At 49.6% G+C, this 25,036-nt stretch carries 23 protein-coding genes; 7 read left to right on the forward strand and 16 right to left on the reverse strand.

Going from position 1 to position 25,036, the window contains the following annotated elements; genetic code table 11:
- Positions 1-5 precede the first annotated feature (5 nt).
- From BOC67_RS05465 to BOC67_RS05475, 3 genes are all read right to left on the reverse strand, one after another.
- A complete protein-coding gene (locus tag BOC67_RS05465) occupies positions 6-1,442 on the reverse strand; it encodes a sigma-54 dependent transcriptional regulator (RefSeq protein ID WP_291908120.1) in 1,437 nt (478 codons plus the stop codon).
- 61 nt (positions 1,443-1,503) lie between these two features.
- A complete protein-coding gene (locus tag BOC67_RS05470; RefSeq protein ID WP_291908123.1) occupies positions 1,504-1,929 on the reverse strand; it encodes a response regulator in 426 nt (141 codons plus the stop codon).
- Positions 1,874-4,147 (reverse strand): glycosyltransferase, encoded by a 2,274-nt coding sequence (locus BOC67_RS05475; RefSeq protein ID WP_291908124.1) that lies wholly within the window; start codon positions 4,145-4,147, stop codon positions 1,874-1,876. Before BOC67_RS05475 ends, BOC67_RS05470 begins: the two co-directional genes overlap by 56 nt.
- 469 nt (positions 4,148-4,616) lie before the next feature.
- Between BOC67_RS05475 and BOC67_RS05480 the strand changes: the two genes are divergently transcribed.
- Positions 4,617-4,901 (forward strand): hypothetical protein, encoded by a 285-nt coding sequence (locus BOC67_RS05480; protein WP_291908126.1) that lies wholly within the window; start codon positions 4,617-4,619, stop codon positions 4,899-4,901.
- A gap of 156 nt (positions 4,902-5,057) precedes the next feature.
- Here the strand turns inward: BOC67_RS05480 and BOC67_RS05485 are convergent, their stop codons facing one another.
- The 6 genes from BOC67_RS05485 to BOC67_RS05510 form a co-directional block, all read right to left on the reverse strand.
- The gene (locus tag BOC67_RS05485) at positions 5,058-6,086 is read right to left on the reverse strand and encodes an NAD(P)H-dependent glycerol-3-phosphate dehydrogenase (protein ID WP_291908127.1); all 1,029 of its coding nucleotides are present in this window, start codon (positions 6,084-6,086) and stop codon (positions 5,058-5,060) included.
- A gap of 97 nt (positions 6,087-6,183) precedes the next feature.
- Entirely contained in the window at positions 6,184-7,557 is a 1,374-nt protein-coding gene (locus BOC67_RS05490) for an efflux RND transporter periplasmic adaptor subunit (RefSeq protein ID WP_291908128.1), read from the reverse strand.
- 25 nt (positions 7,558-7,582) lie between these two features.
- Positions 7,583-9,142 carry a TolC family protein gene (locus BOC67_RS05495; protein WP_367115528.1) on the reverse strand — a complete coding sequence of 520 codons (1,560 nt, stop codon included), beginning with the start codon at positions 9,140-9,142 and terminating at the stop codon, positions 7,583-7,585.
- 23 nt (positions 9,143-9,165) lie between these two features.
- Positions 9,166-9,828 carry an ABC transporter ATP-binding protein gene (locus tag BOC67_RS05500; RefSeq protein WP_291908129.1) on the reverse strand — a complete coding sequence of 221 codons (663 nt, stop codon included), beginning with the start codon at positions 9,826-9,828 and terminating at the stop codon, positions 9,166-9,168.
- Between the two features lie 133 nt (positions 9,829-9,961).
- Entirely contained in the window at positions 9,962-10,651 is a 690-nt protein-coding gene (locus BOC67_RS05505) for an ABC transporter ATP-binding protein (protein ID WP_291908131.1), read from the reverse strand.
- 35 nt (positions 10,652-10,686) lie between these two features.
- Entirely contained in the window at positions 10,687-11,934 is a 1,248-nt protein-coding gene (locus BOC67_RS05510) for an efflux RND transporter periplasmic adaptor subunit (protein WP_291908133.1), read from the reverse strand.
- A 211-nt stretch (positions 11,935-12,145) separates the two neighbouring features.
- Here BOC67_RS05510 and BOC67_RS05515 point away from each other — a divergent pair, with 211 nt between their 5' ends.
- From BOC67_RS05515 to BOC67_RS05535, 5 genes are read left to right on the forward strand one after another with little or no spacing between them, the layout of a single operon-like run.
- A complete protein-coding gene (locus BOC67_RS05515) occupies positions 12,146-13,498 on the forward strand; it encodes a sigma-54 dependent transcriptional regulator (protein WP_291908135.1) in 1,353 nt (450 codons plus the stop codon).
- Positions 13,499-13,507: 9 nt separating this feature from the next.
- Positions 13,508-14,848: an ATP-binding protein gene (locus BOC67_RS05520; protein ID WP_291908136.1), complete on the forward strand. Its 1,341-nt coding sequence runs from the start codon at positions 13,508-13,510 to the stop codon at positions 14,846-14,848.
- A 4-nt stretch (positions 14,849-14,852) separates the two neighbouring features.
- On the forward strand, positions 14,853-15,566 hold the full coding sequence (locus BOC67_RS05525) for a lysoplasmalogenase (protein ID WP_291908137.1): 714 nt from the start codon (positions 14,853-14,855) through the stop codon (positions 15,564-15,566).
- Between the two features lie 40 nt (positions 15,567-15,606).
- Positions 15,607-17,205 (forward strand): L-aspartate oxidase, encoded by a 1,599-nt coding sequence (nadB, locus tag BOC67_RS05530; protein WP_291908139.1) that lies wholly within the window; start codon positions 15,607-15,609, stop codon positions 17,203-17,205.
- Positions 17,206-17,256: 51 nt separating this feature from the next.
- The gene (locus BOC67_RS05535) at positions 17,257-18,141 is read left to right on the forward strand and encodes a lysophospholipid acyltransferase family protein (protein WP_291908140.1); all 885 of its coding nucleotides are present in this window, start codon (positions 17,257-17,259) and stop codon (positions 18,139-18,141) included.
- 68 nt (positions 18,142-18,209) lie between these two features.
- Here BOC67_RS05535 and BOC67_RS05540 read toward each other — a convergent pair whose 3' ends face one another.
- The 6 genes from BOC67_RS05540 to BOC67_RS05565 form a co-directional block, all read right to left on the reverse strand.
- Positions 18,210-18,584 carry a LysM peptidoglycan-binding domain-containing protein gene (locus tag BOC67_RS05540; protein WP_291908141.1) on the reverse strand — a complete coding sequence of 125 codons (375 nt, stop codon included), beginning with the start codon at positions 18,582-18,584 and terminating at the stop codon, positions 18,210-18,212.
- Between the two features lie 20 nt (positions 18,585-18,604).
- Positions 18,605-19,090, reverse strand: coding sequence for a BON domain-containing protein (locus tag BOC67_RS05545; protein ID WP_291908142.1), 486 nt, complete (start codon positions 19,088-19,090; stop codon positions 18,605-18,607).
- A gap of 237 nt (positions 19,091-19,327) precedes the next feature.
- Positions 19,328-20,731, reverse strand: coding sequence for an MBL fold metallo-hydrolase (locus BOC67_RS05550; protein WP_291908144.1), 1,404 nt, complete (start codon positions 20,729-20,731; stop codon positions 19,328-19,330).
- Between the two features lie 141 nt (positions 20,732-20,872).
- A complete protein-coding gene (locus BOC67_RS05555; RefSeq protein WP_073084462.1) occupies positions 20,873-21,232 on the reverse strand; it encodes a helix-turn-helix transcriptional regulator in 360 nt (119 codons plus the stop codon).
- A 213-nt stretch (positions 21,233-21,445) separates the two neighbouring features.
- On the reverse strand, positions 21,446-22,123 hold the full coding sequence (gene tsaB, locus BOC67_RS05560) for a tRNA (adenosine(37)-N6)-threonylcarbamoyltransferase complex dimerization subunit type 1 TsaB (RefSeq protein WP_291908152.1): 678 nt from the start codon (positions 22,121-22,123) through the stop codon (positions 21,446-21,448).
- A 3-nt stretch (positions 22,124-22,126) separates the two neighbouring features.
- Positions 22,127-22,789 carry a 3-hydroxyacyl-CoA dehydrogenase family protein gene (locus BOC67_RS05565; RefSeq protein WP_291908154.1) on the reverse strand — a complete coding sequence of 221 codons (663 nt, stop codon included), beginning with the start codon at positions 22,787-22,789 and terminating at the stop codon, positions 22,127-22,129.
- Between the two features lie 98 nt (positions 22,790-22,887).
- Between BOC67_RS05565 and BOC67_RS05570 the strand changes: the two genes are divergently transcribed.
- On the forward strand, positions 22,888-23,268 hold the full coding sequence (locus BOC67_RS05570; RefSeq protein ID WP_291908156.1) for a RidA family protein: 381 nt from the start codon (positions 22,888-22,890) through the stop codon (positions 23,266-23,268).
- 93 nt (positions 23,269-23,361) lie between these two features.
- Here the strand turns inward: BOC67_RS05570 and BOC67_RS05575 are convergent, their stop codons facing one another.
- Positions 23,362-25,032, reverse strand: a complete 1,671-nt coding sequence (locus tag BOC67_RS05575) for a L,D-transpeptidase family protein (protein ID WP_291908158.1) — start codon at positions 25,030-25,032, stop codon at positions 23,362-23,364.
- Positions 25,033-25,036: the final 4 nt, after the last annotated feature.

Genomic DNA, 25,036 nt, shown 5'->3' on the forward strand with positions numbered 1-25,036 from the left:
AGGTTTTAGTAATTTATATTCAGCAGCCGCAGTTTGTTATACAGGGTTTTCCTGTCGATGTTTAACAGCTGAGCTGCTTTTGTTTTATTGTACTTCACCTCTTTCAGCACATTGATGATCTTGTTGTACTCCGCCTGTAAGGCTACGGACTTCAGATCATTTTCATTGGAGAGGATGGAAGATATTTCGCCTGCTACCGGCATTTCTTCTGCCGGCTGGTTAAAGGATTCTTTCATTTCCAGCGGCAGCGCAGCCATGGTAATCTCTTCTCTTTCCGGCGTCAGCAGGCAGGCGCGGCGAATTACGTTTTTAAGTTCGCGGATATTACCCGGCCAGTTGTACTGGCGGAAGCATTCCCATACTTCAGGCGAAATGCTGCCACAGGTTTTATCCAGTTCTCTTTCAACCTGGCTAACGAATGCCTCTACAAACAGCGGCAGGTCGGCCTGGCGTTCTCTTAATGGCGGGATGTAAATAGTGAATTCGTTGAAGCGGTGGAACAGGTCTTCCCTGAATTTGCCTCGCTGTACGGATTCAGATAATTTTTCGTTGGAAGCGACGATGATGCGTACGTCAATGGGTATTTCCTTGAGGCTGCCAACCCTTCTGATCACTTTTTCCTGGAGTACGCGCAGCAGCGCTACCTGGATATCATACGACAGGTTGGAAATCTCATCCAGGAAGAGCGTACCGCCCTGCGCCTGTTCAAAAGCGCCAATCTTGGTATTGATAGCGCCGGTAAACGCGCCCTTTTCATGCCCGAAAAGCTCGCTGGCGGCCAGTTCTTTTGAAAGGCTGCCGCAGTCCAGCGCCACGAAAGGTTGTTCGGCGCGCTTGCTGTGGTAGTGGATCAGGTGCGCTACGGATTCCTTACCGGTACCGGTTTCCCCGAAGATGATCACACTGTAGTCAGTGGGCGCAACCAGTTTGATCTGGCGGATCAGCTCCTGCGAATTAGCGCTTTCCCCGTAAACGTATTTATCATTTTTATCGTTCTGATTGCGCTGCAGCAGGGTTTCGCGGGCTTCCGCCTCGTTGCCTGCTTCTACCGGCTGGGACGCGCGTCTTTCCTGTTCCGCTTCCTTGTGTGCGAATGCCTTATGTACGAGATTAAGGATTTCATCCGGATACAATGGTTTTGACAGGTAGTCGTATGCTCCGTTTTTCACCATCTCCACGGCTACGCGAACGTCCGTATAACCGGTGATGATAATTACAATCGTATTAGGATTTATCTGGCGAATATCCTGGAGCAACTGCGCACCGTCTGTGTCTTTGAGCCGGTAATCGCACAGCACAAGATCAAAAGGTTTTTCCTTCATCATCTTGAGCGCGGACGTACCGGTCATCGTGGTTTCAACAGCAAATCCGTGCTTCGTAAGAAACTTGCTCAGCAACGTACAGATGTTGATTTCGTCATCTATTATCAGAATATTTCTCATACTGGATTCATATAGTTTTGTGGGAACAGCTATCGAATTTAATCATTAATAATTTGGACTACTAACTTTTTAACTTACCAAGCAGTTCATCCACGCTTTTAACGTTGAACGGTTTGGCCAGGAAAAAAGATGCGCCGGTAGTCAATGCCTTTTGTTTCTCCATTTCATTATCATAGGCGCTGATGGTAATGATCGGTAACGTTGGAATAATACCTTTGATTACGGGCAATGCATCCAATCCTGAACCATCCGGGAGGTGTATATCCAGGAACAGCAGGTCAGGTTTATAGGTTTGCAGGTACTGCATCCCGTCGCGCAGGGCATGAACGTATTTTACGGAATAGCCATGCCTAACAAGACTGAGTTGCAGTAACCTGCAAATGTCAGGTTCATCGTCTATAATCAGGATATGTTGTCCTGTTTTTCTCTCTTCAGTTGAAACCGACTCTGGCCGGTTCCATGCTGTTGTCTTGTTTCGATGTAACATACTTATGTTTATTCCATTCCTCCATGAGCAGACGGCCCATCAGGTAACAGACGGTTGACTCCGCGCCCTGGTTTTGGTTGACATTATTTGTTTCCAAGCCATCGTAGCAACCGTATGTAAGGGGATTGTAAACCAGCTGTTTCAGGTGGTTGTTACCTAAAAACCAGCTGAAAGCCAGTCGTGACCTCTCCAGGCAGGAAGGATCTTTTGTGATATTATAAAATGTATGAAGCGCCAGCATGGTATAGGCCACCTCGATGGGTTGCTCGCCGCCTTCGGCGATTTCCGCATCGGAGCGGTGGTACCATGACTTGTTGCTGATCATCTTCATGTGATTGTTATTGCAGGTTTTGTGCCAAAGGAAGTGCATGCTTTCCTCGGCGGTTTTCCGGCACCTTTCATCCCCGGTAATTTGCCATGCCATCATCATCGCTTCCGGCAGTACGGCATTACCATAGGTAAGGTAGGATTCGTACCATTTCCAGTTACCGTCGGCTTCCTGGTTGTAAGCCTGCTGCAACCTGAATGCTAATGTACGAACAATGTCTTCCGTAATATCGCTGCGGCGGTATTGGCGGAAATAATATAACCCTTTGATAGCGAATGCGATAGCTCGCGGCGATTTCAGGCTTTCCATCCATTTAAGGCAGGGCCTGAAGATGGAATTGAGCTCCTGAAGGATATCGAAGGGCAGGTGTTTATAGTTAGAGAGGGCATATCCCAATGCCCAGATCGTACGGCCGTTGGCATCTTCCAGGTTCACTTCGTCGTTCATCGGGGAGAAAGTCCCGTCGAAATCTACATAGTTAAGGAATTTTCCGGAAGGTTTCTGGCAATAGCGTATAAAGTCGATATACCTGCGGCAGAGGCTGTAAACAAAGCTGCTGGGCTGCAGTTCCTTCATGTACATACACATGGCGATCAGGGCGCGGGCGTTGTCGTCCAGCGTGTAGCCTGATTCCGGGTCCGGCGTGTCGTATTTGGAGAACTGAAGCATACCGAATTCGGTGGTGAGGCGGTCGATATGGTCCAGGTAAGGAGGCGGCAGGTTGGGCAGCAGTGGCTTGTCTTCCGCAAATACTTCGCTGATCACACCCATATGAGCGATCGCCACGTTTTCCCAGATGGAGCTGCGGGTCTTTTCGATCGCATTCTGGCTCATGGTCTGGCGCAGCTCCGGGTTGGAAATCAACTTGATAGCCGCGGCGGCCAGCTGTTCATGGTTATTGAAATCGATCAGGCAGCCGCAACTTTCGTCCAGCATTTCCTTGGCCTGTACGAACTCCGTAGAGATCACGGCGCAGCCGGCGCTCATGGCATATACGAAAGTGCCGCTAACCGCCTGGTGCGGGTCTTTGGAGGTGAACAGGTATATATCTGTGAGCGACAGGTAATCCAGCAGGGTATTGAGCGACAGGTAGCTGTTAACGAACCTGACATTGTTTTCCAGGCCGTATTCTTTTACCAGGTCTTGCAGGTATTCCCGGTATTTTTCACCCTGGTGGCTATATACCACCGGGTGTGTTTTACCTAGGATCAGATACAGTGCATTAGGCTCGTGTTTTACGATCTCCGCCATTGCTTTGATCCCGGTTTCGATCCCCTTATTTTCTGATAACAGGCCAAAAGTGCTGAGGACAGTTCTTCCCTGTACGTCGTACTGTCTTTTCAGCGCGTCGATATCATCCACGATATGCGCATGCGTTCCGTGAGGGATATGCTCTACTTTGGATGCAGGTACATGGTACACTTCCTCCAGGAGTTTGGCGGAAGCTTTTGTCATTACCAGCACTTTGGCCGCAAGCGCACTGATAAGGCTTACCACCTTCGTGCATTTGGGGTCAGGATATGGTAATACGGTGTGAAAACGGATTACAAAGGGCTTGTCCAGCAGGGAAAGCATCCCCAGCAGGTTGTGGCCGTATTCGCCACCCCATAATCCGAATTCATGTTCAAATACGATGAGGTCAATTTTACTGTTTGCATTCACTTCATGGGCAAAGGCCACACAACTGTCAATGTCAAATGGGTTAAGCGTGTAAGTCACCTGAGGGTTAGTGTAGGTTAACTGTTTACCGGCTTCGTGTAATGCGCAAACTTCTATTTCCAGTTTACCGGAGAAGCTTTTTTCCATCGCGTTAATGAGGTCCTGGGAGAAGGTAGCGATCCCGCATTCCCTGGGAGGAAAGGATGTAACAAATAGCAATGTTCTGGTCATGTTCCACAATTTTTTTTTCGTTTTACTAGATTACAGCCGTACACCGCTACTATTTCAAATATTAATCCATAGGGTTTAGCCAGTATTCTGGCTGACCTCTTTCAGAAAATGTAGAATTTTTTCCACAAAATCAGCACAACAACTGAGGAATTTGGTAGCGCCAACCCCGCTCAACCAGGTATTTTGTAAATCATTCGTTAATCCGGGTAGTCGTTAACATCTAGTAAAGGTTTGTTGTAAACATAAATCTTTACTTTGTATTACAGAATGCGTTGAGATAGGGTTATTATTTCACAATTATAATAATTATGACAGCATATGTTTCACATTACAGAAAATTTGTCCGAACGGTAATAATTTTGGTGCAGCGGAATAGCCAAAGCACCAAAATGATAAAAATTCTATGGAAAGCAATCATCAACATTAACGGGGACCTGCCCCTCCATTTAACTTCAAAAACCAGTGTTACATGCGGAATATCTCTTGTACATTCAAAGTAGATGGAGTACCCAATAAGGTGGTACTGCGAAAAGTGGCAAAAGAAAGAAGATTTCAGGTTTCTCTGAACGGAAGCACCACACCAACTGAATACATTATTTCTGACATCACGAATGAAGTCGAGTATTACGACGGCCCCATGCTAAGTGATACTTATTTTGCGAGAGTGGTTTGGATCATCAAACAATATTTCCCGAATGTCAAAGCGATTATGAAGGTAGGCGCAGATAGCTATGACGATTACGAAGACGAATAAAATTACTTAAATCTATACATCTGAACATTCCAGGTGGAGGGATCCATCATGGAGTTATTTTTGTACGCGGGAGACGTCTGCCTCCCGCATTTTTTTTAAGACTGATTTGAATGGATTTAAGACTGTTTTGAATGGATAAGTGTAAATAAAAAGGCTTTAAATAAACCCCTTCTCCAACGCCATAAACGCCTCCGTAGGATGCAACTGCTGCCATAAAATAGCATACACCGCCTGCGCTACCGGCATATAAGCCCCTATCTCCCGGTTCATTTCATGCAGGCACTTGCTCGCATAATACCCTTCCGCAATCATATTCAATTCCAGCTGAGCCGCCTTTACCGAATACCCCTTTCCAATCATATTCCCAAACGTCCTGTTCCGGCTGTGCAGGGAGTAACAGGTAACCAACAAATCGCCCAGGTAAGCGCTGGCACTGTAATTATGCGCCGTACTCTCAATCCCTTCCTCCGCAGCATGGATGGTCTCGTATTGCTTCAGGAACGTTTGCATCTCCCCAAAACAATTCGTAATAAACACACTCAAAAAATTATCCCCATACTCCAACCCATGCGCAATACCGGCGCCCAACGCATAAATATTTTTCAGCACCGCCGCCAGCTGCACGCCAATCACATCCGTATTCACCACCGTCTGCAAATTGCTGTTGGTGAACTTATCCGCAATCGCCTGCGCCTTATCGGGAATTACGCCGGAAAAGGTGAGATACGACAACTTCTCATTCGCCACCTCCTCCGCATGACAAGGCCCCGTAATCGTGAAATAACGATCCAGCGGCACATGGAACCGCTCCGCCATATAATTATTAATCAGCGTATTGGTACTGGGCACCAAACCCTTAATAGCAGAAATTACTTCCTTACCTTCAAAGGCATTCTCCGGCAGCTCCCGCAAGGCGTCTTCCAGGAAGGCCGACGGTACGGACAATACCAGCTGATCGCTGGCGCCAACAATATACTCCAGGTCGCTGCTCAGTTCCAGCAGGTTGGTATCAAAATATACAGAAGTCAGGTAATGCTTGTTATGATGACGGAGCTGCAAATGCCGGATGGTATCCTCATTGCGGATCCACCAGTTAATGCGGTGACCGTTGTCGGTCAGAATCTTGGCCAGCGCGGTAGACCAGCTACCACCGCCGATAATACCTATGCTTTTATCCTTACTCACTACGCGAATTTTTACGCAATGTAAGGAAATTGAGGCTATTGAAAACGATGAAGCCGCACCAAAGGCGCGGCTTCCAATAGGTTATGTGTTAGCGGACTTACTTCTGCGTGCCTTCAAACAGCTGGGCTTTCGGTACTACCTTCACCTTTTTACCATTGGATAAGGTACGCGAAACAGCGGAATAAGGCGCCGTAATAATCTCATCTCCTTCTTTTAAGCCGGAAAGGATTTCAATGTTCGTATCATCCTGTACGCCGGTAGTCACCTTCACCATCTTAACCGTCATATCCTTCTGCAGCACAAATACCACTTCATTCAGCTCAGGTTTGGTGCTTTCGGAGGAGCCGGGAGTCGTGTTATCCTGTACTTTCTTCTCCCCTTTGACAGTGTCCTGGTCGCGGGTAGTTACCGCGTTGATAGGTATTGCCAGTACGTTGTTGACGTGCCTTGTTTGTATATCCACGCTGGCGCTCATTCCCGGGCGGAAAGGATAAATTTTCCGGCCGCCGCTGGTAGCGGTCATGAGATCCGCATAACTCTCCGCCAGGATCCTGATATGTACAATATAGTTAGTTACCTGCTCCGCGCTGCTGGTAGCAGCGGTAGCCGTAGCCGCGCCTTTGCTGCTGCTGGCAATCTGGGTAACGATCCCTTTAAATTTACGGTTGTTATAAGCGTCTACTTCAATGATGGCGGTATCTCCGTACTTTACCTTAGGGATATCGTTTTCTCCCACATCCACCTGTACCTCCATAGCATTCATATCCGCGATACGCAGCATTTCCGTACCGGTCATTTGCGCAGTACCCACCACGCGCTCCCCTTTCTTAACGGAAAGCAGGGAAACGATCCCACCCATCGGGGCGTTGATGGTAGTACGGCCCAGGTTCTTGTTCGCCTCTGTGAGGTTGGCCTGGGCGCTGGCAACAGCGTACTTGTTACTGTTGATTTGCTGCAACGCGGCATTGTAATCCGCCAGGGATGCCAGGTAGGCCGCTTCGGCGGTTTCAAATTCAGACCTGGATATTACTTTCTGATCCAGCAGTTCCTTGTTGCGGTTATAAGCTGCTTTATTCTGATCCAGACGGGCTTTGTAAGAGTTGAGCGCGGCGGTGGTGTTGGCCAGCTGGGCTTGCGACTGACTTACGGAAGCAGCAGCCTTATCCACCATGGACCCATAAATATCTGCGTATATGCGTGCCAGTACCTGGCCCTTTTTTACGCTGTCCCCCTCCTGTACCAGGAGGTCTGTAATTTCACCGGAAACGTCGGAGCTAACTTTAACTTCTACTTCGGGGTAAATTTTTCCGCTGGCAGTTACCACTTCGATAATGTTTTTGCGGCCAGCTTTTTCTGTAGCGACTTTAATACCTTCTTCCTTACCAATAACACCTGCTTTTTTCAGGATAAGTAGTAGAACAATAAGTGAACCGAGTATGCCTATGAGCCAGTAAAGTGTCTTTTTCTTCATAAAGCAGTTTATTTCCTGGACAGCGCTACAGCGATATCTTTTGATCCCTGTAGAACTCCAGTAATTTCATTTTAAATATATAATCGTATTGCGCAGAAACCTTGTCAATCTGGGCCCTGAACAATTTACTTTGCGTGGTAATATAGTCGATGGTATTCATCAGACCAAGGTTGAAACGTTTGGTAGCAAAATCATAGGCTTTCTGGGCAGCATCCACTCCTTTGGAAGCAGCGGTGTACTTTTGCAGGGCAGCCACTGCGTTGGCATGAGCCGTGTAAATATCCTGCCTGAGTTTTTGCACATCCTGCTCCTTCGTCAGCCTGGCATTCTCCACATTTAACTGGGCTTTTTTGGTATTGGCCCTCACCTGCCAGCCGTTGAAAATAGGGATACGCAGGCTAAGCTGTACAAACTGCTGGAAGTTGTTGCTTATCTGGTCGCCGAAAGGAGTCATATAATACGCGCTGGACGGTATATGCACTGCCGGCTTTACGACCGACTGCGTCGGGGCGCTGGCCAGGTAACCAACGGTGTCAATAGTAGTCTGTACCTTCGTCAGGTCTATACTCCTGAAGTTATTCGCAAAGGATGAACCCAGGCCCGCATTGAATCCCAGGGATGGGTATAATCCCGCCCGGGTGGACCTGAAGTTGTATTCCGCCGCCTGTATCTTATAATCATCCGCTTTCAGCAACGGATAGCTGGTAACAGCTGCGCTGTACACCATCTCCGGCGCCATCTCACTCAAATGGGCCATCGGCAGGTCAAAGATGTTTTCAGGCACCTCCGGCTGGAAAGGAATTTCAAAGTCCAGGTTCAGATAAGCCTTCATCTGCAAAATAGATGTGATAACATTATTTTGCGCGGTTACCAGGTTCACGCTGTCTGTTGCCAGCTGCGCTTCCAGGTCGGCCTGGTTACTTTCCGGCACAGATCCCGCGATCACCAGCTTCTTGGTATTATTCAGGTTGGAGTTGGTCAGCTTTACCTGCACCTCGTTCACCTTCACCTGTTCAATATTCAATAAAATCTGCAGGAATGCGGTAGCCACGTTAAACGCAAGGTCGTTCCTGGCTTTATCCAACAGGTAGTTGTTGGCATGCAGGTCAAACGTATTCGCCTTTACCAGGTTCTGCTTCGCAAACCAGTTGAAGATATCGCCCTGTATGTTAGCATTACCGTTCAACGATGTGAAGGATTGTTGAATATAGGTATTGGTTTCAGGGCTGGGATTACGTCCTTCGTTGTATGCCCCTCCTAAACTGGCATTAACATTCGGGATTCTGCTCAGCTTACTCTGCTTCAGGGTAAGTTCGGCCATACGCCGTTGTATGTCCTGTTGCCTTACTTGTATATTATGTTGCAATGCATAATCAACACAACGTTGCAAACTCCACGTATCCTGCGCTACAGCTTGTGAGATGTTAGCAAACATGAATAGTAACAGGCACCTGCCTGCATATCGGGATAATCTCATAGCATTACAAAAATATAGTAATTGTATTGATACTTTCCTTTTCTTAATGACGGAAGGTAAAATTTTTGTAGGTATGGCGGCATACCTCAAAATTTGAGTGTACAACATAATCTTTTTTTATCAGATTATTATTATTGAATCAAGCCATCCTGTATGCGAATGATCCTGTTGCCATAGGTAGCATTGACATCCGAGTGGGTAACCTGTACAATGGTGATCTTATCCTGTTTGTTTAATTGGCTGAACAGCTCCATGATAACTTTAGCCTGATCGGAATGCAGGTTGCCCGTAGGTTCATCCGCCAGGATCACCCTGGGCTCCGCCACCAGGGCCCGGGCAATGCCCACCAGCTGCTGCTGGCCGCCTGAAAGCTGGTTGGGGAAAAGGTCCTTCTTGGCCACCATGTTGAACCGGTCCAGGATATCCGCCACCTTGCTTTTCCGCTCGGAGGCCGGCACGTTCTTATATAACAAAGGGGTTTCAATATTTTCATAGACCGTCAGCTCGTCGATCAGGTGATAAGCCTGGAACACAAACCCGATGGCCCCCCGGTGCAACTGCGTACGCTTCTTCTCATTCATACTGTCTACCCGCTCCCCCTGGAAGAGGTATTTCCCGGAAGATGGCTCTTCCAGCAGGCCCATAATATGCAGCAGCGTGGATTTGCCGGAGCCGGAAGGGCCCATGATGGACACAAATTCCCCCTCCCTGATCTCCAGGTTTATATGCTTCAGGATCTCATTTTTGCCAAATCCTACCGGGTAATGTTTGGATATATCTTGTAACTGTATCATAATGCTGTTTTTGCAATTAATTAGACAGAGTGTGTAGACACACTCCCTGGTTACTTGTTCACTTGTTATTCTACTCGTAAAACATGAATTATTTCTAACGCGATGGAATACACGCAGTTATAACGTATAGGCACTATACGTGGAATTGCTCCTTGATATTCTCCGTTACCACACGGCCATCGAACAGGTTGATCACCCGGTGGGCAAAACCCGCATCATAGGGGGAGTGGGTTACCATAATCAGGGTGGTGCCGGCGTTATTCAACTCCTGCAGGAGCTTCATCACTTCTTCCCCGTTGGTAGAATCCAGGTTGCCCGTCGGCTCATCCGCCAGGATCAGGTTAGGCTTGGCCACCACGGCACGGGCAATCGCCACGCGCTGCTGCTGACCGCCGGACAGCTGCTGGGGGAAGTGGTTCCGCCGGTGCATGATGTTCATGCGCTCCAGCACCTCCTCCACCTTCCGCTTCCGCTCCGGCGCCGGCACCTTCAGGTACAGCAACGGCAGCTCCACGTTTTCATACACGGTCAGTTCATCAATCAGGTTAAAGCTCTGGAATACGAAACCGATAGCTCCCTTCCTCAACTGGGCACGCTGGCGCTCGCTCATGCGCGCCACCTCCTTGCCCCAGAAATGATACTCACCGTCAGTCGGGTTATCCAGTAATCCCAGGATGTTGAGCAGGGTCGATTTTCCGCATCCGGAAGGTCCCATGATGGCTACAAACTCGCCATCCTGTACTTCCATATTAATACCATTCAAAGCGGTAGTTTCTACTTCCTCAGTGGTAAAGAGCTTTTGTAAGTTAACGGTACGTATCATAAAAAGGCTTTTATGGGATTCTGAATATAATATTACTAAAAGGCCAACACATCTTTGTTGCCAAAACTTTCATAGGAAGAGGTGATCACCTTGTCCCCCGGCTGCAACCCTTCCAGCACCTCGAAATAAAGCGGGTTTTTGCGGCCCAGCGTGATGTTCCGCTTCACGGCGCGCTTGCCGTCCTTATCAAGTACATACACCCAGTTGCCCCCCGTATCGGAGAAGAAACCGCCCAGCGGCAGCAGCACTGCCTCGGAAGATTTACCCAGCACCAGCCGGATCGGGGTGGACTGCCCGCGGCGAATGCCTGCCGGCGTTTCCTTTTCAAAGGTCAGGTCCGCCTGGAAGCGGCCGTTCTTCACCTCCGGATAAACCTTCGTTACCATCATATCATAGCTCTTGCCGTCAAATTCAAAGGTCGCCTTCAGCCCGGAAAATACCTGCGAAACATAGTGCTCATCAATATCCGCACGCAGCTTAAACCCGTTCAGGTCATCTATCTGCCCGATGTTCTGGCCGGCGGTGATACTGGAACCTACTTCCACGTCAATGGAAGATAACTGGCCGGATACCGGGGCGCGTACAATCAGGCTGTTCAGGTTCTCCTTCATCAGCGCCAGGTTGCGCTGCGTTCTTGCCAGCGTGCCTTCCAGCTGCGCTATCTGGCGCACGGCATTTTCATCCTGGTAACGCTGGGATTCCAGCTGTATCTCCCTTTGCTTGATCAGCCCTTCCAGCTCAATTTTGTTCTTGTTAAACTCCTGGCGCGCTACAATCTTTTCATCCACCAGCTGCTTGTTGCGGTCGTACAGGTCCTGCGCCGCGGCGATCTTCGCATCCATATCGTAGATCGTCTGCTGCATGGTAAACTTCTGCTGCCGGATAGAGAGCCGCGTGTTCTGCAACTCGTTCTGCAAACGGTATATCTCCGTTTCATGGTTCACGAAATCCATCATCAGCCGCTGGTTGTCCAGCTTCAGGATGGAATCGCCGGCTTTTACCATGCTGCCCCCATCCAGGTATTTATGGCTTACATAACCGCCTTCAATCGCATCCAGGCGGATGGTCTTCAGTGGCATCACTACAGCCGTTACCGCTATATAAACATCAAATGTTCCTTTCGTTACCGGTGAAATGGTAATTTTATCCTTTTCCACATTGAGGGTAGCCCTGTGATCTGCAAAAATGAGGTTATATGCCAGTAACAGCACCGCTATACTGCCCGCCCCTATCCATAGGATGCGTTTCCTGGTCCAAAATTTCTTTTCTAATTTTCTGTCCATGATTTGTTGGAAAGTTTGATGCCAGGAAGAAGTCAATGCATATGCCAATAACGTAACCAATTAACCAACAACAACTTAAAGCACTTTTCGCCAGTTAAATCTGTCCTGTTCCGCACAGCGTTTGTTCGCATTCGGACACTTTCAAATCTTTGCTTTTGTGCGGAGAAAAATTCTTTATTATTGTAGCCAATACCCACTCAATATCACCGCTATGACCACAATGCAACAGGGGAAAATTCTGATTATAGATGACGATGCAGATGTTTTACGCGCTGCACGCCTGCTCCTTAAACGCCATTTTGAACAGGTGGACTTCGAAAGGAATCCGCAGAAAATACCTTACCTGATCAGCAACTTCGACTACGATGTGATCCTGCTGGATATGAACTTTACCCGCGACCTCAGTAGCGGCAAGGAAGGCTTTGAGTGGCTGGACCGGATCCTCGATATCAAACCCCAGTCAACAGTAGTGCTGTTTACCGCCTATGGCGATGTGGAAATGGCCGTACGCGCAATTAAAGCAGGAGCGGCGGACTTCGTACTCAAACCCTGGGAAAATGAAAAACTGGTGGCCACTATACAATCGGCCTACGAAAAACACCTGGCCGCTACCGCCAAACCCGGAACCATACACGCCGCCGCCGGCGGGAACCTGCTCATAGGCAAAAGTCCCGCCATGCAGGAGGTATTTGAAACGGTATCGCGTGTAGCCGGTACGGATGCCAACATCCTGATCCTCGGGGAAAATGGTACAGGAAAGGATATGCTGGCCCGCCATATCCATCAGCAATCTCACCGGAAAGAAAAACCTTTTGTAAGTGTAGACCTCGGCGCAATTGCCGAAAGCCTGTTTGAGAGTGAGCTGTTCGGCCATGTAAAAGGCGCCTTCACCGATGCCCGGGACGACCGCAAAGGCCGGTTCGAAGAAGCCAGCGGCGGTACCATCTTCCTGGACGAAATCGGAAACATCACCATGCCCTTCCAGGCCAAGCTCCTCACCGTCCTCCAAAACAGGAACGTGACCAAAGTGGGTTCCAATAAACTGATCAATATCGACGTGCGGCTGATCTGCGCTACCAACAGGAACCTGCAGCAAATGGCCGCCCAGCAGCAGTTCCGCCAGGACCTCCTGTTCAGGATCAACACCATCGAAATACACCTCCCTCCACTACGGGAACGCACAGACGATATTGTGCCGCTGGCAGAACATTTCCTGCAAATCTACCGGGATAAATACAAACGCCCGGTAAACAGCCTGAGCGACGCGCTGGTAACACAGCTGCTGAAATATGACTGGCCGGGCAATATCCGCGAACTGCAGCACGCCATTGAAAGGGCCGTGATCCTCTCCCAGGGCAAAACCCTGCAACCCAAAGATGTTTTCACGAAAAACAACCAACCGAGCGACCAGCCCGCCGATACCGGCTACAACCTGGAAGACATGGAAAGGAACATCATTACCCAGGCCATGAAAAAGTGCAGCGGCAATATCACAGAAGCCGCCAGGGAGCTGGGCTTGAGCCGCGCTGCCTTGTACCGCCGCCTGGAAAAATATAACATTTAACCGCGCGGTATGAACAGGTTCAGTATCAACCTTTGTACGCGCGTCATACTGCTGGCGATGACCATCGTGGCAGGCGCCTGGCTGTTCTTTGGCTACAGCCGGATACTCGCCTACCTCTGTATTCCACTGGTGGCAGGCCAGATGTACGGCATCTACCATTACCTGAACCGCATCAACCGCAAACTGACGCTCTTCCTGGAATCCATCCGCTACCAGGATTTCTCCATCCGCTTCAGCAGCGATAATAAACTCGGCAAAAGCTTTCAGCAACTCAACCAGCAGTTCAACGAAGTGCTGGAAGCCTTCCGCCAAACCCGCGCAGAGAAGGAGGCCAACCTCAAATATATCGACGCCATCATCCAGCATATCAGCATCGGCGTGATCTCCTTTGACGCCGCCGGCAGAATTGAGCTGATCAACCCTGCCGCCTTTCGCCTGCTCAACATTTACCGGCTGCGGAACCTTTCCGAACTGAAAACCTCGCATCCCGGGCTGGATGAGCTTTTGCTCCAACTGCCGTCGGGGAATAAATCCCTCTACGCCACCAAACAGCAACAACAGTTATCCATACACGCTACCGCCCTGCGCTTGCAGGGCCGGCTGATCAAGCTGATCTCCATCCAGAACATCCATGCGGAACTGCAAAAGAAAGAGCTGGATGCCTGGCAGAACCTTACAAAAATCCTCCGCCATGAAATCATGAACTCCGTGACGCCCATCGTATCGCTCATCGGCACCATGCAGGAAATCGTAGCGGTGGACATCGCGCCCGGCGCCAGCAATGCGGAAGGCATTGCGGACCTGCAGGAAGCCCTGGATACGGTGGAGAGCCGCAGCAAGGGCATCATGAACTTTGTAAATGCTTACCGCGATTATACGGCATTGCCGCAGCCGCAGTTTACAGTGGTCAACATCCGTTCGCTCGTTACGGCCGTGGCCAACCTCTTCCAGGCGGACCTGAAGCAGGCCGGCATTCACTTCTCCCTGGAAATAAACATCCAGCAAACCGAAATACATGCGGATACCTCCCAGCTGCAAATGGTGCTGATCAACCTGGTGAAAAATGCCATGGACGCGCTGGAACATACGCCCAATCCTGCTATCAGCATGCGGGTGTACCAGCCCGGCACCGGCGTCCTGCATATCGAAGTAACGGATAACGGACCCGGCATCGACGAAGAGGCGATGGAAAAAATTTTTATTCCTTTCTTTACCACGAAAAAGAAAGGCTCCGGCATCGGGCTAAGTTTGTCGCAACAGATTATACAACTACACGGCGGGCAGCTGCGGGCCGGCAGTCCGTCCGCTAACGGTAACGGTTCTACGTTTTTTATCATCCTCAATATTTAACCACATGATAGCGCCTCTCTTTCGTTCCAAATGGTTATTGGTGTATAGTTTTATTTTTTTGGGAGATATCATCTTCACTGCGCAGCAGTTGCCCGTTCCACGCTACATTACCAAACCATTGCTCACGGTCGTATTAGGTATGTACGTCCTGTCGGAAAGTGGCTTCATTAAACGCAGTTATCTGCCATTCCTCTTACTCGCGTTGTTGTTCTCCTTTACAGGGGATGTATTGCTGATGTTCGACCAGCTGAACCCGGCTTATTTCCTCGGCGGACTTGGCAGCTTCTGGCTGGCCCATCTCATGTATATCGCCTTTTTCCTGAAGATACGCTACAGCAATCCGCCGGTACCGCTGTGCAAGTATCCCTGGATATTTCTCAACGCCGCATTCCTCATCGGGTTCATTATTTACCTGTTGCCCTCCCTGGGCGACCTGAAGATTCCCGTAATCATTTACGCCATTACCATCTGCATTACCGTGCAAAGCAGCCTGCATGCGTTCCACCACGGCTGGCAGAAGGCCGGGCCCTATTGCGTAAGCGGCGCCGTCCTCTTCCTGCTGTCGGACAGTTTGATTGCCCTCGGCAAATTCGTAGCGCCCCTCCCGGCCAACGGCGTGCTGGTGATGATCACCTACGGCCTTGCACAGTGGCTGCTGGTGACCGGCGCAGTCATGTATTTCAACCCTTTGCTGCAAAAGGAACACTCATCAATTTAGCGCTATTAGCTTTCAGCTTAATTCGTACTTTTGTTGCCTTATGCAGCAAACAGATTTTCTTGTCATAGGATCCGGTATTGCAGGACTCACATATGCGCTGAAAGTATCGCAGCAGTGTCCTGACAAAAAGATTACCATCATTACCAAGAGCAGGGAAGATGAAACCAACACCAAGTATGCACAAGGTGGCGTGGCGGTAGTGAACGATCTGGAAAACGATAGCTTTGAAAAGCACATCGATGATACGCTGATCGCCGGCGACGGACTTTGCAATCCCCGCATCGTGGAGATCGTAGTAACGGAAGGGCCGGAAAGGGTCAACGAGATCATCGAATGGGGCGCCAACTTCGATAAAACGGCCAACGGGGATTTTAGCCTGGGCCGCGAAGGGGGGCACTCCGTCTTCCGCGTCATCCACCACAAGGATGTTACCGGCAAGGAAATCGAAAGAGCGCTGCTGGAAGCCATTCACCAGCGCCCCAATATTGAGCTGGTAACGCATTGCTTCGTGATTGACCTCATCACCCAGCACCACCTGGGTTACCTGGTCACCAAAGCAACCCCGGACATCGAGTGCTTCGGCGTGTATGTGCTGAACCGCAACACCAACAAGATCGAAAAGATCCTGTCCAAAATAACCTTGCTGGCTACCGGTGGCAACGGCCAGGTGTACCGCAGCACCACCAACCCAACTATCGCTACCGGCGATGGCGTGGCAATGGTGTACCGCGCAAAAGGCCGGATCGAGAACATGGAATTTATCCAGTTCCACCCTACCGCCCTGTACCAGCCAGGCGTAAGCCCTTCCTTCCTGATCACCGAAGCCGTGCGCGGCGATGGCGGCATACTCCGCAATATCCACGGGGAGGATTTCATGCATAAATACGACCCGCGCCTGTCGCTCGCACCACGCGATATCGTGGCCCGCGCTATCGACAGCGAAATGAAGATCACCGGTACGGAGTATGTGTACCTCGACTGCCGGCACATGGATATGGAGAAGTTTATCCATCACTTCCCGAATATTTACGAAACCTGTAAGGCGGCCGGCATCGACGTGCGGGAGCAGATGATCCCCGTGGCCCCGGCGGCTCATTACAGCTGCGGCGGCATCAAGACCAACGAATGGGGACTCACCTCCATCCGCAACCTGTATGCCTGCGGGGAATGCGCCAGCACCGGTTTACACGGCGCCAACAGGCTCGCCTCCAACTCCCTGCTGGAAGCCATGGTATTTGCGCACCGCTGCTTCATGGACGCTACCAGCAAGATAGACAGCATCAATTTCAAGGAAAATGTGCCCGACTGGGACGCACGCGGCACCACCGCCCCCAAGGAAATGATCCTCATCACCCAGAGCCTCAAGGAGCTGAAGCAGATTATGAGCGACTACGTAGGTATCGTGCGTACCGATGTGCGTTTGGAAAGAGCCATCCGCCGCCTCGATATGCTCCACGAGGAAACGGAAGACCTGTACGAAAAAACCGAAGTATCTCCCCAGCTCTGCGAGCTAAGGAATATGATCACGGTAGGCTACCTGATCGTGAAAGGCGCCGCCTTCCGTAAGGAAAGCCGCGGCCTGCACTACAACACGGATTATCCGTATAAGTGCGAGCTGTTGCAGAATATAGTACTCTAAGGCTATAGACTGGTTTTCATTACCTTTGCTATCAATTTAATGAAAGGCAGCATGTACTATATACTTCTGGTTATATTTTACGGAATTTCCCTACTGCCATTACGTGTGTTGTATCTGCTGAGTGACTTCCTTTACCTGCTGATATACCATGTGGTGGGATACAGGAAACAAGTAGTTTATGAGAATCTGAGGCAGGCATTTCCCGATAAATCCAACGCCGAAATTACCGGCATCGCCAAAAAATACTACCATAACCTTACGGATATGATGGTGGAAACCATCAAGCTGCTTACCATGAGCAAAAAGCAGCTGCAAAAGCGTTTCATCTGCGACCTCACCGTCCTGCGGGAACTCTATGCCAAAGGCAAAAGCTGCCAGATGCACCTGGGGCATAATTTCAATTGGGAGTGGGCCAACGTTTTCTGCATGCAGGGCGTGGATTTCCCCTTCCTGGTAGTGTACATGCCGCTGACCAACAAAGCGGCGGACAGGCTCTTCCGGCATTTCCGGGAAAAAGCGGGTTCCATCCTGCTGCCGGCCAACGATATGGGCAACAGCATCAAACCCTGGCTGGATAAGCAATACCTCATTGCCCTGGTGGCCGATCAGAATCCCGGCAATCCCCGCAGCTGTTTATGGTACCCATTCCTGAACAAGATGACGCCTTTCTACAAAGGGCCTGAAATGAGCGCCAAACGCCATAATATCCCCGTTGTATTCGTGGATATACGCAAGCCTAAGCGCGGCTACTATAACGCCACCTTACAGCTGCAGTTCGAAGACCCTGCCAGCGAGCCGCCAGGCAGGATCACGGAGAGCTTTGTACGATTCCTGGAAAAGAATATCCACGAGCAGCCGGAAGTATGGGTATGGAGCCACAGGAGGTGGAAACACCGGTATGAGGATTATATCAGGGAAGATCATAAAAAGCAGTAACGCTGCTTACCATAAAGCAAAATGGGGCCAATGGCCCCATTTCGTTTATACGGAAAGTATGTCAGTCTTTATGACGGGATCTTCAGCTTCTGGCCGGGGTGGATCAGGTTGGGATCCTTGATCTGGTCTTTATTTGCCTCGTAAATATCCTTCCAGGATACGCCCGGATAGTTTTTGGCAATTTTGCTCAGGTTATCCCCGGATTTCACTTCGTAGATCTTTTCTTCTTTTGCAGCGTCGGTGGCGGTGAGGTTCATCACCACGTCAGCGGAACGCATTTCAGGGTCCAGTTTTTCGTAGGTATCCCACAGCTGGTCCTTTACCGCAGCGGTGGTTGAACCATCAATGTAGAGTACATTATCCTGCTCTCTTACCTGCAGATCAGCAACACCGGCTGCTTTAGCCTGGTTTATCAGTTCCTGGTATTTGTCCTGTAAACTCATGACAATAAGGATTTAAAGGGTTATTTAACTTTGATGTTATTCACAACTTTCTTAGGCCTGGATTCCTGCGCAGTACGTACAATCTTTTGCAGGTCTGATTTGGAGGCTGTTCCATCCAGCGTCACCACGCCATCTTTGATGGTAACGGAGATGCCGGAAAAACCTGCTGCTGCGTAAGCGGAATCGAGCGAGCGTTTCAGCAGATCGTCCGGGTTAATCACTACCGGAGCTGGGGCAGGTTCCGGCGCTTTGACCATGATTTTGTTATCCACAGACTTAACGCCTTTCACGTCCTTGAGCGCATCTTCTGCGGCGGAACGTGCGGCTTCATCGGATACTTCTCCGGAGAGGGTGACCACCCCGTTTTTAACATTCGCAGAGATGCCGGGGATGGCGCTCAGTTTTTCATTAACTGCCTGTTGAATTTTGCTGTCAGAAGGTTTGCAGGCAAACATAAATACGCCCATAGATAAGATCAGGGCAACAAGTAAGGATTTTCTCTTCATGACTGGGTGTTTTTTTATCCATAGAAGTTAAGGATAAACCGCGGAATGGACAATTTTTTTGCGCTTTAACTTATTGTAAATCAACCTTACATATCCAATTAATCCGCAATATTAGAACTTGGGTTTATTTATTGGCCGTCACGGGAAAGGGAGGATAAGGCAAGCGGGTAAAAGAACGGGAGTTACCTGTTGCCGTGGCAACGGGTAACTCCCGTGTGTATTCTTTGCAGAAAGGAATTAGTTCAGCGCAGGTTTTTCCTGTACTACCACCAGTCCTTTTTGATCTTTCATTTTAGCATAGCCGCCTTCTACGTTGCGGATATTGTGGATACCTTCCCTTTTCAGGAGGGAGCAGGCAATGATGCTGCGGTAGCCGCCCTGGCAATGTACGTAGAAGTTCAGGTTATCTTCCATATCGGCCAGATTGCCAGGATCCTTCATGTCGATCAGGGAGAGGTTTACGGCATCTTTGATATGACCGCTGGCAAATTCAGCAGGCTTGCGTACATCGAGGATAACGAGGTTTTCGTCATGCGGGATGTCCATGGCCAGTTCATCCGGCTCTACGGTGATGATGAGGTCTTTTTGCTCGCCGGCTGCTTCCCATGCAGGAAATCCGCCTTCCAGGTAACCCACCACGTTTTCAAAACCTACACGGGCCATTCTTACTACGGTTTCCTCTTCTTTACCGGGAGGCGTTACCAGCACGATGTCCTGGTCAAACGGCAGCAGGCTGCCCGCCCATTCCGCAAAGCGCCCTTCCAGGCCAATGCTTACGGAACCGGGTACAAAACCATCTCCAAACTCAGTGGCAGGGCGCGTATCCAGGATCAGCGCACCCGCAGCTGCTTTCGCCTTCAGCTCAGCAGGCGTGAGGGGCTGCATGGCTTTTTCCATAACGGCCGTAAGCGCATCATATCCTTCCTTGTTGATTTTCGCATTGATCGGGAAATAGGAAGGTGGCGTAGACAAGCCGCTGGTCACCTCTTCAATGAACTTTGCCTTATCGGTAGCCAGCAGGGCATAGTTGCTTTCCTTTTGCTCGCCGATGGTGCTGTAAGTGTTAGGCCCCAGGTTTTTACCGCAGGCGGAACCCGGACCATGCGCAGGATAAACGATCACGTTATCCGGCAGGGTCTTGATGACATTATTCAGCGATTCGTATAACATACCGGCCAGTTCTTCCTTGGTCAGGTTGCCGCTGAAAAGGTCCGGACGGCCTACATCGCCCACAAACAGCGTGTCGCCCGTAAATACAGCGTATGGCTGCTGTTGTTCGTCCAGTAAGAGGTAGCAGGAGGATTCCAGGGTATGACCAGGCGTATGCAGCACCTTCACAGTGAGTTCGCCTATTTTGAATTCCTCGTTGTTTTTGGCAATATATGCGTTGAAGTTAGTAACGGCATCCGGCCCGAAAACTATTTTGGCGCCGGTGGCTTTAGCCAGCTCCAGGTGGCCGGAAACAAAGTCCGCATGAAAGTGCGTTTCAAAAATGTATTCAATGGTGGCGTTGCGTTCTTTGGCCAGCTCCAGGTACACTTCAATATCCCTCAGCGGATCAATCACAGCCGCTACCCCATTGGATTCAATGAAGTAAGCCGCCTCTGATAAGCAGTTGGTGTATAATTGCTTTACGAACATGGTTTTTGATTTTCACAAATTTACTAATTATATGGCTGGCGGAAGTATGGATAAAATCTATACTAAAATAAAAAAGTAGCCGTATGGCTACTTTTTTATATACTTTCTCTGCATAACCTGCGTGGCAGTTATACGGTATTATTAACCTACGAGTTCTTCCACGAATTTAGCCACTTCAGCAATGCGTTGCTTGTTGATAGTGTAGTGAATGAACTTGCCATCTCTTTCTGTAATTACGATGCCTGCCCGCCTTAAAATGGCGAGATGCTGTGATGCTACCGATTGTTCCAGACGCAATTTCACATAAATCTCAGTCACAGTCATTTTTTTATGATCCTCCAGCAGCTTAATCATCTGCTGGCGCAGCTTATGGTTGATAGCACGCAAAACCATAGCGGCTTTTTTAACGGCAATGTAATCCAATTTGATCTGGTCTTTTTCATTGTTACCTCTAGAAATAATAAGAGTATTAGAAGAGGTAGTTAATAATGTTTTTTCCATCGCATAATAGTTTTAAAAAATGATGAAATGAAAGGGATCAACGGACAGTACACACAAACAGTTAGACAACAATTGTGGTTATCGATTTATACAAAAATATAATATCTGTCACAATAAAAAAAATTTCTATACCTTATTTTTTCATATATATCCGCCAGATACGTGCAAAAAAGATGTAATTTGACAGAATTATGACAGTATCACACGTCCGTGCTATGCTTTTTTAGGGAAAAAGAACGGTTTAAGGTAAAAAGGACTGAAATAAGCGAGGTCTGCGAAGGATTTTGACGTATAGGCCGCCTCTGATAACGGGGCCATATCGCCGGCGTTCATCGTGTATTCGGCAAACGCGGCGTTGCCTGCTGCAGGCAGCAGCTGACGCCACTTTGGACTACCGTCTCCAAAGAAAACAATTTTATGTTGGGCTAACAGCTCTTTAAATGAATGCTCTTCCAGGATCATCGCCTGCGGCTGCAAGACCTCTTCCAGCCGGTGGTTGTACACCGCGGTAAAAACTTCCATACGGCGCGCATCCAGCATCGGGCAATACAGCACGTTTTCCTCCGGTTGTTGCAGCAGCATGCCCTGCGCCATCATTTGCAGCGTGGAAACCGCGATCAGCGGCTTTTCCCAGGCATAGCACAGGCCTTTGGCAGTAGCCACTCCCACACGTAAACCCGTGTACGAACCCGGGCCGGCACTTACGGCAATCGCATCCAGCGTAGCGGGGTTGATCCCCTGCTCTTTCAGCAATTGCTCAATGAATAATACCATCGTAGCTGCATGATCCCGCTGCTCTTCACTGGCGAGGGTCTGGATTACTTTACCATCGCGGGCCAGGCTTACGGACCCTCTTGCTGTTGCAGTATCGATATTTATTATCAGTGCCATGTTCTATATTGCTTCGTATTCGGTTTCTAATAAGGCAGCTACTTCAAAACGGCCGTCGTTGGCGCTTTCCTGCACTGCTTTCAAGACTTCATAAACATTTTTTACCCCTATCCGCTCGCACCACTCAAAAGGCCCGAACGGGTAATTGGTGCCCAGTTTCATGGAGATGTCAATATCCTCGCGGGAAGCCGTGCCTTCTTCCGCAGTCAGGTAGGCCTCGTTGATGATCATGCATACCACCCGGGGCGTCACCAGCCCTACGGCATCCGCTACCACCCTGTACTCCCAACCCAACTGGTACATGATATTATCCAGGGTGCTGTACTGCGTTTCGTCCAGCACGGAAACCTCTGTTACCGGCATGGTAATAAAACCCGGCAACAGGTTACAGCCCATGATGTTAAATCCCTGCTCAAAAGCAGTATGGTTCATCGTTTCCGCCAGGGATACCTTTACCATACAGGCCAGCACCGGCACTTCCGGGTTACGCGCATAAATGGCCGCGTTGGAAAGCCTGTCGTCAAACAGGGTATCTATTACCAGGTCAAACGCCTTTACAGATAAAACATCTTCCAGGTTGGTTTTCCACTGTACCTCATTTTTTCCCAGGCCTTTCTCCTGCAACTCCTCATACCGCTGGGCGTCTGCAATTACCAGGATATTCATGCGTAAAATTTCAGCAAACCTAATAAAGAATCATTAATTATCACGCAACTCCATGGCCCCACTGGCTTTGAACCTTTTTATTTTATACTTTCGCCTTCATGGAAAAGCAAATTATCAATACCCAAAACGCCCCTGCTCCTATCGGGCCATATAACCAGGCTGTGAAAGCTGGTAACACCCTTTATATTTCCGGTCAGATCGCCCTGAACGCTGCTACCGGCGAACTCGTAAAAAGCGGTGTGGTGGATGAAACCCACCTCGTCATGAAGAACCTCCAGGCTATCCTCACGGAAGCTGGTATGAGCTTCGACAACGTGGTAAAAAGCACGATTTTCATTACGGATATGAACACCTTCGCACAGGTCAATGAAGTGTACGGCAGCTATTTCACGGGCTCCTACCCTGCCCGCGAAACCGTACAGGTATCTGCCCTGCCTAAAGGCGTGAACGTGGAGATTTCCGTGATTGCGGTACAGTAAGAGATTTTCCCCGCAGCGTTGCCCAAAAACAACCGCTGTGCGGACAAAAAAAATCCCGCTCCGTGAGCGGGATTTTTTTTATGCCTTTCTTTCTTAGTTCTTTCCAAATAAAGTGGCCGCCAGCTTGGCATCGTGGCCATACACATCGTCCCTGAAATTGAGGCGCCCCTGGCTATCCACAAAGGCGGTGAAGTAGCCGATAAACACCGGTACTTTCTCTTTCAGGGTCACATATTTTTCCTTACCGGCATTCATGGCCTCGTCAATTTTTTGCTCCGTCCAGGTGGAGTCGTCTCGCAGCAGCCACATGGCCAGGTGCTTGGGCTCTTCCACGCGGATGCAACCGTGGCTGAAGGAGCGTTTGTCGCGCTCAAACAAATACTTCGCAGGCGTATCGTGCAGGTAGATATTGTATTCGTTCGGGAACAGGAATTTCACCTTGCCAAGGGAGTTTTTACCTCCGGGCCGCTGGCGTACCACGTAAGGGAAATTTCCGCCGGAGTACTTGCCCCAGTTAATGGAGCCGGGGGAAATCGGCTTGCCGCTGGCGCCTACGATCTCCATGTTTTGCCGTGCGAGATAGGAGCTGCCGCTGCGTTTGATACCCGGCAGCACCTCTTTGGAGAGGATGCCCGGCGGTACATTCCAATAAGGGCTGAATACAATATATTTCAGTTCATTGCTGAAAATAACGGTATTGGCGCCCGGCGTGCCTACCACCACGTTGCAGCTCCAGTCGAGCTTACCATTCTGGTAAACGTGCATCTTAAATTCAGGCACATTCACAAGGATATAGGTTTTAGGCGGTTCCACGGCTACCCAGCGGAGGCGCTCCATGTTGAGCAGCACCTGCCGGATACGTTGTGCCACCGGCACATTCAGGGATTTTATGACTGCGGGAGATATCAGCCCATCTTCCTTAAGTCCCATACGTACCTGGTAATTTCGTATGGCCGTGTCCGTAGCCTGGTCAAAAATGCCGGAGGAATCGTGCCCGGGCAGGTCGCCATAGGCTTGCAGCCGCAGTTTGACCGCTGCTACCAGGGCGGAGCTATCTCCTTTTTTCAGGTTTTTAGGGGGAGACGGGAGGGTATCCCATTTTACATGTTCATTGATCACGGCCAATTGTTTCAGTCGCTCCCGGAGCATTTTATACTGCGGGTTAACCGGCGCGTTGGTCTCGATATTACCTGACCCGGTGATCATGGAGTCCAGCAGGCTGGACATATCCAGTTTCTTCCGGGGGATGAACCATTCCAGGTCCTTGGCATTATCGCTCGTGAGGCCGCCCCATACCTTATTGCCATAGCTGAAGAACTGGGAGGTCAGCATCATTTCCACCCGGGGGATTTCGCCGGCATTGGCGGCCAGGCTGGAGTCGCTCAGTTCCAGGGTATCAATCAGCATACGAAGTTCCGGCGTATTTACGGAGCTGTCTTTAATTCCGAAGGCGGCATCGTTTTTCATCATATTGATGAAGTTCCCTGCCTGTTCGGTGAGCCCTTCCTTATTGATCCAGGCGTAGTGATAATTCCGCTGACTGTAGAAATTTTTAATGAATTCAGCGTAGGGCTGGTAGGTCGGGTGCGCAGCGAGGAAGGTATTCAGCTGGTTGCTGTCGAGCGTGCGTTCGATATATTCTTCCTTGCTGTAATGGACGGTATCTCTTGCTTTCAGGCGTTTTCGCTGGCCGCCGTTCTGCTGACATGCGGCAAAGGCAAGGATGAACAGGAGGAGCATTGAGGTATAAAAACGTAGATTCATATGA

It is taken from the genome of Chitinophaga sp. CB10 (assembly GCA_001870995.2).
Taxonomy (GTDB): Bacteria; Bacteroidota; Bacteroidia; order Chitinophagales; family Chitinophagaceae; genus Chitinophaga.

Coding starts and splice junctions, on each gene's coding strand:
- BOC67_RS05535 (WP_291908140.1), top strand. CDS start 17,257: ATGTACTATATACTTCTGGTTATATTTTACGGAATTTCCCTACTGCCA.
- BOC67_RS05490 (WP_291908128.1), bottom strand. CDS start 7,557: ATGAAGAAAAAGACACTTTACTGGCTCATAGGCATACTCGGTTCACTT.
- BOC67_RS05510 (WP_291908133.1), bottom strand. CDS start 11,934: ATGGACAGAAAATTAGAAAAGAAATTTTGGACCAGGAAACGCATCCTA.
- BOC67_RS05480 (WP_291908126.1), top strand. CDS start 4,617: ATGCGGAATATCTCTTGTACATTCAAAGTAGATGGAGTACCCAATAAG.
- tsaB (WP_291908152.1), bottom strand. CDS start 22,123: ATGGCACTGATAATAAATATCGATACTGCAACAGCAAGAGGGTCCGTA.
- BOC67_RS05470 (WP_291908123.1), bottom strand. CDS start 1,929: ATGTTACATCGAAACAAGACAACAGCATGGAACCGGCCAGAGTCGGTT.
- BOC67_RS05555 (WP_073084462.1), bottom strand. CDS start 21,232: ATGGAAAAAACATTATTAACTACCTCTTCTAATACTCTTATTATTTCT.
- BOC67_RS05500 (WP_291908129.1), bottom strand. CDS start 9,828: ATGATACAGTTACAAGATATATCCAAACATTACCCGGTAGGATTTGGC.
- BOC67_RS05465 (WP_291908120.1), bottom strand. CDS start 1,442: ATGAGAAATATTCTGATAATAGATGACGAAATCAACATCTGTACGTTG.
- BOC67_RS05505 (WP_291908131.1), bottom strand. CDS start 10,651: ATGATACGTACCGTTAACTTACAAAAGCTCTTTACCACTGAGGAAGTA.
- BOC67_RS05495 (WP_367115528.1), bottom strand. CDS start 9,142: ATGTTGTACACTCAAATTTTGAGGTATGCCGCCATACCTACAAAAATT.
- BOC67_RS05540 (WP_291908141.1), bottom strand. CDS start 18,584: ATGAGTTTACAGGACAAATACCAGGAACTGATAAACCAGGCTAAAGCA.
- BOC67_RS05515 (WP_291908135.1), top strand. CDS start 12,146: ATGACCACAATGCAACAGGGGAAAATTCTGATTATAGATGACGATGCA.
- BOC67_RS05565 (WP_291908154.1), bottom strand. CDS start 22,789: ATGAATATCCTGGTAATTGCAGACGCCCAGCGGTATGAGGAGTTGCAG.
- BOC67_RS05475 (WP_291908124.1), bottom strand. CDS start 4,147: ATGACCAGAACATTGCTATTTGTTACATCCTTTCCTCCCAGGGAATGC.
- BOC67_RS05545 (WP_291908142.1), bottom strand. CDS start 19,090: ATGAAGAGAAAATCCTTACTTGTTGCCCTGATCTTATCTATGGGCGTA.
- BOC67_RS05570 (WP_291908156.1), top strand. CDS start 22,888: ATGGAAAAGCAAATTATCAATACCCAAAACGCCCCTGCTCCTATCGGG.
- nadB (WP_291908139.1), top strand. CDS start 15,607: ATGCAGCAAACAGATTTTCTTGTCATAGGATCCGGTATTGCAGGACTC.
- BOC67_RS05520 (WP_291908136.1), top strand. CDS start 13,508: ATGAACAGGTTCAGTATCAACCTTTGTACGCGCGTCATACTGCTGGCG.
- BOC67_RS05575 (WP_291908158.1), bottom strand. CDS start 25,032: ATGAATCTACGTTTTTATACCTCAATGCTCCTCCTGTTCATCCTTGCC.
- BOC67_RS05550 (WP_291908144.1), bottom strand. CDS start 20,731: ATGTTCGTAAAGCAATTATACACCAACTGCTTATCAGAGGCGGCTTAC.
- BOC67_RS05525 (WP_291908137.1), top strand. CDS start 14,853: ATGATAGCGCCTCTCTTTCGTTCCAAATGGTTATTGGTGTATAGTTTT.